The sequence below is a fragment of the Cedecea sp. genome, assembly GCF_036500665.1.
Lineage (GTDB): Bacteria > Pseudomonadota > Gammaproteobacteria > Enterobacterales > Enterobacteriaceae > Cedecea.
In genome coordinates this window covers 211,333-217,735 of record NZ_DASYBS010000065.1, presented here as the reverse complement: position 1 = coordinate 217,735, position 6,403 = coordinate 211,333, and the positions used below count along the sequence as shown (strand labels likewise).

At 48.9% G+C, this 6,403-nt stretch carries 14 protein-coding genes; 13 read left to right on the top strand and 1 reads right to left on the bottom strand.

Features of this window, described 5'->3' with window-relative positions:
- The first annotated feature begins 268 nt into the window (after positions 1-268).
- From VGM55_RS11715 to VGM55_RS11655, 13 genes are all read left to right on the top strand, one after another.
- Positions 269-1,195 carry a RecT family recombinase gene (locus VGM55_RS11715; RefSeq protein ID WP_331635530.1) on the top strand — a complete coding sequence of 309 codons (927 nt, stop codon included), beginning with the start codon at positions 269-271 and terminating at the stop codon, positions 1,193-1,195.
- The gene (locus tag VGM55_RS11710) at positions 1,192-1,872 is read left to right on the top strand and encodes a lambda exonuclease family protein (RefSeq protein WP_331635529.1); all 681 of its coding nucleotides are present in this window, start codon (positions 1,192-1,194) and stop codon (positions 1,870-1,872) included. Before VGM55_RS11715 ends, VGM55_RS11710 begins: the two co-directional genes overlap by 4 nt.
- 3 nt (positions 1,873-1,875) lie before the next feature.
- On the top strand, positions 1,876-2,058 hold the full coding sequence (locus tag VGM55_RS11705; protein ID WP_331635528.1) for a DUF1317 family protein: 183 nt from the start codon (positions 1,876-1,878) through the stop codon (positions 2,056-2,058).
- 15 nt (positions 2,059-2,073) lie between these two features.
- Positions 2,074-2,358 (top strand): hypothetical protein, encoded by a 285-nt coding sequence (locus VGM55_RS11700; protein WP_331635527.1) that lies wholly within the window; start codon positions 2,074-2,076, stop codon positions 2,356-2,358.
- Positions 2,351-2,527, top strand: coding sequence for a DUF2737 family protein (locus tag VGM55_RS11695; RefSeq protein ID WP_331635526.1), 177 nt, complete (start codon positions 2,351-2,353; stop codon positions 2,525-2,527). Before VGM55_RS11700 ends, VGM55_RS11695 begins: the two co-directional genes overlap by 8 nt.
- Complete coding sequence (locus VGM55_RS11690) at positions 2,508-2,729, top strand: hypothetical protein (RefSeq protein ID WP_311887342.1); 222 nt, start codon at positions 2,508-2,510, stop codon at positions 2,727-2,729. The genes VGM55_RS11695 and VGM55_RS11690 overlap by 20 nt, the downstream gene beginning before the upstream one ends.
- Entirely contained in the window at positions 2,729-2,935 is a 207-nt protein-coding gene (locus tag VGM55_RS11685; protein ID WP_331635525.1) for a hypothetical protein, read from the top strand. Before VGM55_RS11690 ends, VGM55_RS11685 begins: the two co-directional genes overlap by 1 nt.
- Before the next feature lie 4 nt (positions 2,936-2,939).
- Entirely contained in the window at positions 2,940-3,461 is a 522-nt protein-coding gene (locus VGM55_RS11680) for a hypothetical protein (RefSeq protein ID WP_331635524.1), read from the top strand.
- On the top strand, positions 3,458-4,105 hold the full coding sequence (locus tag VGM55_RS11675) for a hypothetical protein (protein WP_331635523.1): 648 nt from the start codon (positions 3,458-3,460) through the stop codon (positions 4,103-4,105). Before VGM55_RS11680 ends, VGM55_RS11675 begins: the two co-directional genes overlap by 4 nt.
- Positions 4,102-4,299, top strand: coding sequence for a hypothetical protein (locus tag VGM55_RS11670; protein WP_331635522.1), 198 nt, complete (start codon positions 4,102-4,104; stop codon positions 4,297-4,299). The genes VGM55_RS11675 and VGM55_RS11670 overlap by 4 nt, the downstream gene beginning before the upstream one ends.
- A 155-nt stretch (positions 4,300-4,454) precedes the next feature.
- Positions 4,455-4,775 carry a hypothetical protein gene (locus VGM55_RS11665; RefSeq protein ID WP_331635521.1) on the top strand — a complete coding sequence of 107 codons (321 nt, stop codon included), beginning with the start codon at positions 4,455-4,457 and terminating at the stop codon, positions 4,773-4,775.
- 63 nt (positions 4,776-4,838) lie between these two features.
- The gene (locus VGM55_RS11660) at positions 4,839-5,039 is read left to right on the top strand and encodes an excisionase (RefSeq protein WP_331635520.1); all 201 of its coding nucleotides are present in this window, start codon (positions 4,839-4,841) and stop codon (positions 5,037-5,039) included.
- Between the two features lie 244 nt (positions 5,040-5,283).
- Positions 5,284-5,823 carry a DUF2058 domain-containing protein gene (locus VGM55_RS11655; protein WP_038480556.1) on the top strand — a complete coding sequence of 180 codons (540 nt, stop codon included), beginning with the start codon at positions 5,284-5,286 and terminating at the stop codon, positions 5,821-5,823.
- Between the two features lie 44 nt (positions 5,824-5,867).
- On the opposite strand, the gene VGM55_RS11650 is transcribed toward VGM55_RS11655, so the two are convergent.
- A complete protein-coding gene (locus VGM55_RS11650; protein ID WP_154188745.1) occupies positions 5,868-6,311 on the bottom strand; it encodes an NUDIX hydrolase in 444 nt (147 codons plus the stop codon).
- Positions 6,312-6,403: the final 92 nt, after the last annotated feature.

Below are 6,403 nucleotides of genomic sequence, written 5' to 3'. Positions count from 1 at the left end.
ATAGCCGTGGTCGACAACTAACTTTGCAGCTTCGAGTTTAAATTCTGCCGTGAAATGTTTTGCCATTGGGTCACCTGTGGTGTTGGGGAGGTGAGAATATCACCTTCCGATCAGGTGGCCAGTATCAGTGTGCCACTACATGGCTTCTTGAATATGACGTCGATTTCCCGGAAGAACTAGCTCTCATCTGGAGCAAGATACTGACGCGAAGGGTTGAGGCAGAGCACGTAATCGAAATTTCCAGAGCTATACACAGGGAGGCAGCGTAATGGCTTGCAATATCGTTCAGCGGGTTTTCGATATCGTTAACCCGCTTAAAGCAGAATTCGAGCAGGTATGCAGCGAGCCGTCGATCAACTTCAAGCGCGAGTCTGAGTTCGCTATGCAGATTTTCGCTAACAACGATTATCTGGCCGGAGTCGCAGCAAATAATACCGTATCGACCCGCAGCGCGATTATGAATGTCGCAGCTATCGGCGTAACTCTTAACCCGGCTCAGAAACTTGCATATCTGGTTCCTCGCAAAGGCGCTATTTGCCTCGACATTAGCTACATGGGCTTGATGCACATCGCCCAGCAGTGTGGAGCGATTAAATGGTGCCAATCAGAAATTGTCAGAAAGAACGACAACTTCAAGCGCACCGGCATAGATAAACCTCCAATGCATGAGTTTGAAGATTTCGACACGATCGAAAATCGTGGCGATGTGGTTGGGGCCTACACAGTCGTAAAAACAGATGACGGCGACTATCTGACGCACACCATGCGAGCAGAAGACATCTTCTCTATTCGTGACAGGTCTGAGGCATACAAAGCCTACAAGGCGAAAGGAAAGGTTTGTCCATGGGTTACCGACGAAGAGCAGATGATACTCAAGACCGTAGTGAAGCAGGCCGCCAAATACTGGCCTCGCCGCGAGCGCCTGGACGCCGCCATTGACTACGTGAACACGGAAGGTGGCGAAGGAATCAACTTCAACCAGGAGCGCCAGCCAGAGCGCGACATCTCCCCAGCTTCTGATGAAACCCTACAGACCATAACCGACTTACTCATTCAGCTAAATAAAACGTGGGAAGCAGACCTGCTGCCTCTTTGCTCTCAACTCTTCCGTCGCCAGATACCGGCAGCTGCAGAACTTACAGAGATTGAAGCAGTTAAGGCTCTCGACTTCCTACGTAAAAAGGCGGCCGCATGACACCTGAAATAATTCTGGATCTCACAGGGATTGACATACTCCATGTTGAGCAGGGAAGCGAAGACTGGTTAAGGCTCAGGCTTGGCGTCATTACCGCTTCAGAGGTTTCTAACGTTATCTCCAAACCTCGCAGTGGTACTAAGTGGTCAGGCATGAAAATCTCATACTTTCACACTCTGCTGGCTGAAGTATGCACCGGAGTGGCGCCGGAGATTAATGCCAAAGCTCTAGCATGGGGTAAGCAGCATGAGGACTCGGCAAGGACGCTGTTTGAGTTCACCACGGATGTTCAGGTGACCGAAGCACCAATACTGTTCAAGGATGACTCCCTACGTACCGCCTGTTCTCCTGACGGCCTGTGTAGCAACGGATTTGGCCTTGAGCTTAAATGCCCGTTCACCTCCCGCGACTTTATGAAGTTTCGCCTGGGTGGATTCGATGCCATCAAGTCAGACTACATGGCGCAGGTTCAATACAGCATGTGGGTTACCGGAAAAGATGCCTGGTTCTTCGCAAATTACGACCCGCGCATGAAGCGAGAAGGCATTCATCATGTGGTAGTTGAACGCGATGATGCATACATGAAGGACTTCGACGAAATGGTGCCTGAGTTCATTGAGAAGATGGACGAGGCACTGGCAGAAATCGGCTTCACCTTCGGAGAGCAATGGAAATAGCCCATGAAAGGCATCTACGACCCCATAACCGTAGGCCGCGTCACCCTTCCCTATCTCTACCAACGTCGCGGCTGGATTACACCAGATAACCGAATCGAAACCAACGTATTCAAAGCCCAATTAATCGCAGAGAAAGAAAACGAGCGGCTAAAGCTACTGGCCGCCTCGCTAGGTCTTTGCGCCTGATAACAGGAAAACATCATGAAGCTTCACATCGAAATCGGTAAATACGTCATTGCCGGGACTGCTCACGACCTAGTTTTACGCGAGAAGGTAATCATTGAGAAGGGGGATAACGCTGGTAAAGAAGGACTCAGTTCGGCTCGTTATTACTCCAAATTTGAACACCTAGTGAAAGAGCTTTGCCACCGCGAAATCCTTACCTCTGAAGCTCAATCTTTACAGGCGCTGGTTCTGCATATTGAAAACCTCAGCCAGTCCGTCAGCAAACAAATCACTGAATACGTGGAGCGTGAGCATGTTTAGCCATCAGTTCAATCCCGATATCACACCGGGAGATATCGTTGCTCGCCCTAAATTCAAGCAGTCCCCCATGCCCACCAAAGCAGAGCTATTAGCTCGCTGCAGCTTTCCGAGTGTGAACACCAATCGTCACCTGGACCGGATGATACGCAATGGAAACAGCAGAGCTTAACGCCATTCGCGCCACCGCTCGTCAGTGCTGGAAAGAGATTCAGGGAGCATGGAAGGCAGAGGAAGCCAAGAGCATAAAAGACAGGGAAGTCATTAACCGCAGAATCCTTCTCAGCTACGAGCGCCGCATATCTCCACGATTCACTATCTATCAACTCCTCTATCACATTGGCGTCATTAACGGGACGCTTAAGGAGCGGTGATGAAACAGCAAGCAATGCGTCAGAAAGCAATTATCGGCACCAACCAACAGACCGGGGAAGCACTCTATTTCCCCTCTCCTTACTACGCGCCGGGATTTAAACGCGGCGGCATTAATGAAGCAATTAGTGGCCGGGCTAAATCTCATCGCGGTTACACATGGCGCTATGCGACTAAGCAAGAGCGCGAACAACACGCACAGCATTGAGGGTATGGAAATGACAGTTAAGCGCTACGAAGCAATGCACAGAGATGTATGGGACGACGAGTCAGGAAAGTTTGTCCGATACGAAGACTACGCCGAACTCCAGCGCCAGTTAACCGCCTACGAAGCCACGGTGACGAACCTTAAGGCGCAGGCGCAGGGGCTGGCGGCGGAGAATGAGTTAGTAAAGCAGCGCATGAATCAGCTTATTCAAATTATTAGCAATGCTGATAACAACTACTGCATGTGCGGGGATGAGATGAAAAGCCACGCTCATGGAGGATGCGGGCACCCTACCGGAATGTTCGACTATCACTACAACCAGTGGCTTGAATCATCTAAAGAAACCCCAATCACCGACGCCGCGCTGGCAGAGATGCGGGCGCAGGGTGTGGAGATGTTCGTTGCAGCATTACAAAAGCATATTGATGAAGGTGATTTCGTCGGCGATGAAATAGCGGTTATTGCCGGGGCAATTGATGCAGGCGGTGATTTCTCGGAGCAACTTCGCAAGGAGCAAGGCAAATGAGCAAATCTGACCTTGCCGCTTTCATTGAATCAAAGTCATCCAGAGGTAAAAAACGTACTCCGCTTTATGGGCATGGTATTTATGACGCTGATTTTCCTTCCCATGTGATGATCGGAAAATCGATGGTTTCTCATCCAGCCTATTCGGTATGGCATTCAATGCTGGCGCGTTGTTATTCAGAAAAACGACAGATGCAGAACCCTTCTTACATTGGGTGCTCTGTTAGCTCTGAGTGGCACTTCTTTAGTGAGTTCCTTCAATTCTACCGTGGCAGTTTTCATGACGGATACCACCTTGATAAAGATCTGCTGGTAATCGGAAACAGAACGTATTCCTCTCAGCGGTGCGTATTCATCCCCCGCTATATCAATAACTTCACCACGGCTAGTAATTCCGCGAGAGGTGCCCTACCTCAGGGCGTCTGCTTTGATAAAAATCGCGGCCTGTTTATGGCAAGTATCAGCATTGATAGCCGGAGGAAGCTCCTCGGTCACTTCCGTGATCCGTTTGAGGCGCATTTGGCCTGGCACAGGGAAAAAATGAAAAAGGCAATCTCGATGAAAGATGAGTGTGACGTAATACACCCCCTACTTCATCAGGGGATAGTTACGAAAATTGAATCAATGTTGGAGCTACAGCAATGACTAAACAACTCGAAGCGCTGATTGCCAGCGAGATAGCAGACTTTTTCGCCGGGGTTGCAGAAATCTATACTAACCCCGGCGGCCCTAATACCGTTGAGGAGGCTCAGCAGCAATTAACAGAGCGAGTGATCCGTATAGCATCAGAGTGTGAATCAGCGCTGATAGCCGCAGCACCAAAGCCGGAGGTGAAGTGATGACAGAAGGAATGAGGCAGCACAGAGCCATGGTCTTACTGTTTATGATTGCCAGAACTAAGCGTAAGGGCTTAGTAAAACCCCGACCCGCCAAGTGCGGGTTTCTTTTTATCTGAACCTGCCGATGGCGGGTTTTGTTGTTTATGGAGAGAGATATGGAATTGAAGCATACGCCTGGGCCGTGGTTTGTATCACCGAAATCTGACGTTACTGTTGAGGGTGACCTGAACGTCATTCAGACACATGGCAGTAATGTTAAGGGATATCACGTTGCCTACTGCACAACATGGACGGACAGCAAAGAGACGGCAGAAGAAGCAGAGGCAAATGCCAGGATTATGGCTGCGGCCCCTGAGTTGTTGGAGGCGCTTCGGGAGTTGGTTTTCGCATCCACATATGGAATTAAAAACTGCACCGCTCAGGTTAAAGCGCTTGAGAAAGCAAACCAAGTAATCGCTAAAGCAACCGGCCACTGAGCCGGTTTTTTATTACCTTCAACCTGAGTGACAGGTTCGATTCCCAATCTGGAGATAACACCCATGCAACATGAAATGCGACCAGACAGCCTGGTTGATTTGAAATTCATCATGAATGATACTGGCTTCGGCAAGACATTCATTTATGATCGGATAAAGTCTGGAGACCTGCCCCCGGCTAAGAAGATTCATGGCCGGTCGCGCTGGACGTATAGTGAACATTGCGAATTCAAAAATCGCCTTTTGTCCCGCTCTGATGGGTAAAATTGCGGGTAAAATAAAATACACTCCAGAAATACTCCTTTCATATCAGCTCCCTGACAATCAGATTCGATGTTTGCAGGGAACGCCATTAGATTTCGCTCCTCCTCTCTCCCGTTCACACAAATTCTTTATTAAATACACCTCGCAGAATCAACACCGTAAGCTTTGCATGTCCTCAACCTGGAATCACCGGAAGCATTAAGGATATAATCCCTTTAACGATCCCTCAGCCGTCGAAAAGAACATGACAAAACTTACGTTACAAGAGCAGATGCTCAAAGCTGGCCTCGTCAGCAGCAAAAAAGTGGCCAAAGTGCAGCGCACCGCGAAGAAATCACGCGTTCAGGCCCGCGAGGCAAGAGAAGCCGTTGAAGCCAACAAGCAGGCGCAGGTTGAGCGCGATAAAGAACTCAGCGAACAGCAAAAGCAGGCCACTTTAGCCAAAGAATATAAAGCGCAGATCAAGCAGCTGATTGAAATGAACCGTATCGTGATTTCAAGAGGCGATATCGGCTATAACTTCACGGACAATAACTTAATCAAAAAAGTTTACGTCGATAAAATCACTCAGGCTCAGCTGACTAACGGCCGCCTGGCCATTGCCCGCCTGATGTCGGATAAAAATCCTGAAGGGGAATATGCGATCATCCCCGCAGGCGTTGCCGACAAAATTAAACAGCGCGATGCCAGCTTCATTGTGTTGAGCAGCGAGCTTACTCAGGAAGCGAAAGACGAAGACGATCCGTACGCGGACTTCGTCGTGCCTGACGATTTGATGTGGTAACGATGTGTTGAGTTCAGGCGGCCTGCTTTTGCAGGGCCGCCTGGTTAACTTTTTTCAATAATATTAATAAGCAAATCGAGTGGAAAAATTATTTCACGGCTCTGTCTGAGCTCTTCAATTGTCCACCAGTGGTGATCCCGAATGACTTTATTTTCGTTGTCAGTCCACCTCGAACGGTCAATATCTGATTTATCAGCATGAATAATAAAGTAACGCTCTTCCGCAAGAACAGTCTCACCACTGGGTAGCATCATTTTAAAACGCCTGGATGCTATCTGCGGCCCTGCTGTTGTTCTTGCTATACCCGTCTCTTCGAATAGTTCGCGCAAAGCAGCCTGTTCGTATGATTCATCGTGCTCGAGCCCTCCCCCCGGCGTTGCCCAGTATGTTTTTCCACTCAGAGCATCATCTTTATGGCAGAAACTAAAAAGCAAGACATGATTTTCAGGTGAAAGAACAATTAACCGGGATGATGGTCGAGTTCGCATAAAGTCTCCTGACATAGGTTATTCATCATTTTCCGAAAGCGTACTCGGATAGCGCAAAGATTCACGGCAATATAATACCAGAAATGAGGGTG